Genomic DNA, 1611 nt, shown 5'->3' with positions numbered 1-1611 from the left:
CTGAGTTGTTTGCGCATTTCTCTTGCTAAGGCGCAGTTCTGAGTTTTGTCCATGCGTGAGATTTGTACTTTGGTCGGGTCCAGTCGTCCGCCTGCGCCCATGCTAGAAATAATCGGCTTGCCAGATTGATTGCAGCTGTCAATCAATACAGTTTTGTAAGCAATGACATCAATGCAATCGGCAACAAAATCTAAATCCGCTTCAATAGCAATATTTTGTGCTTTTGCTCTATCAATAAATTCATTGCGTTTAATAATAATGGTATCTGGGTTAATATCGTGCAACCTATCAGTTAAAGCATCCACTTTATATTTGCCTAAGGTTGAGTTTAGAGCGATTAGTTGTCGATTAAGGTCGGTCTTTTCCACTACATCAAAATCAACCAGCGTTAATGCACCTATACCTGCACGACATAGGGCTTCAGCGCAAGCACCGCCCACACCACCGAGTCCAGCAATCAACACATGTGATTCGGCTAAACGCGCTAGGCCTTGTTGGCCAAGTAATATTTCTGTGCGTGCGCAACTGCTACCCATCATGAAAGCCTAAAAAGTGAAATAGCGTTATTATCACATTGTGTGATGAGTTTTTCTACCGATATTTGTTTTAATTTGGCAATTTCCTCAGCCACTATGGACAAGTCTTGTGGGTTGGGGTGATCATCAGTTTCAATTAATAGAGCTTTTATTGGTAGGTTTTTTACAATTTCTCGCAAGCGTTTGGATTTTGGGTTGGTAATTTGCATGCCAAAACCCAAATAAAATCCCATTTCTATTAAGTTCTTTGCCTGTTGTTCGCTACCAGAGAATCCGTGAATTTCCCCTATCATCTTAGGATATTTTTTCAATAAGAAAATCACATCTTCACTTGATTTAACTGCGTGGATGATAATGGGCAAGTCATATTTTTGCGCCAGTTCTAATTGAGAAACAAAGAAGTGGAGTTGTTGCTTTTTATCAATATCTCTAACATAGTCTAAACCACATTCGCCAATTGCAACTGGGTTATTGCATTTGATTAGATATTCCAAATGCTCTAGATCTTGTTGTTGATGATATCCCACCATCCAAGGGTGAATGCCTAATGCGAAATAAGGATACGATTGTACATCAGTCCAATTTTGCTTAGAGACACTCGGCACAATTGCCACTGCGTTTTGTGCAATGTGCCTATCATTGACTTCATCAAAATCTAAATGTGCATGCGAATTAATCATATAATGGTCATTATTTTTTTTATAAACAAATAATCATGTTCTCACACAAACTTTCAGTCATCTCATTGGTGCTAATTGTTGCTATATTTTTGACCATCACTGGCAATGTGGTGTTTTTTTCCAAAATACTCGACACTTCTTTGTCTGAGAATCTCGGCTATATTGCATCATTATTTATTTGGTTATTTGTTGTTCTTTCTACTATTTTATTACTAATTAGTAATCAATATAGCGCAAAACCAATCTTAATTATTATTTTATTTTCTTCCGCCATGGTAAGTTATTTTACGAATAATTATGGCACGATTTTTGATGAGAATATGATTGCCAATACTATGGGTACCAATTGGATGGAGTCCATAGATTTGTTGAGCTTTAAACTGTTGTTGTATGTT

Annotated in this window: 3 protein-coding genes; 1 reads left to right on the top strand and 2 read right to left on the bottom strand. The window is 37.3% G+C overall.

The features are described from left to right. A partial coding sequence (locus BAZSYMA_RS07765) for a tRNA threonylcarbamoyladenosine dehydratase (RefSeq protein ID WP_090717542.1) occupies positions 1-536 on the bottom strand: 536 nt, incomplete at its 3' end. Further along, complete coding sequence (locus tag BAZSYMA_RS07760) at positions 536-1216, bottom strand: TatD family hydrolase (RefSeq protein ID WP_090717538.1); 681 nt, start codon at positions 1214-1216, stop codon at positions 536-538. The genes BAZSYMA_RS07760 and BAZSYMA_RS07765, both read right to left, overlap by 1 nt. A gap of 35 nt (positions 1217-1251) precedes the next feature. Between BAZSYMA_RS07760 and BAZSYMA_RS07755 the strand changes: the two genes are divergently transcribed. Beyond that, positions 1252-1611: phosphoethanolamine transferase domain-containing protein (locus BAZSYMA_RS07755; protein WP_143243158.1), on the top strand; the 360-nt coding region annotated here is incomplete at its 3' end.

Origin of the sequence: Bathymodiolus azoricus thioautotrophic gill symbiont (assembly GCF_001298715.1) — a bacterium.
Classification (GTDB): Bacteria; Pseudomonadota; Gammaproteobacteria; order PS1; family Pseudothioglobaceae; genus Thiodubiliella.
Note: the sequence above shows the minus strand (reverse complement) of the source record. Positions and strands in the feature narration are given on the sequence as shown.

Bases quoted from the DNA above. Each gene is read 5' to 3' on its own strand.
- BAZSYMA_RS07760 (WP_090717538.1), bottom strand. From the start codon at position 1,216: ATGATTAATTCGCATGCACATTTAGATTTTGATGAAGTCAATGATAGG.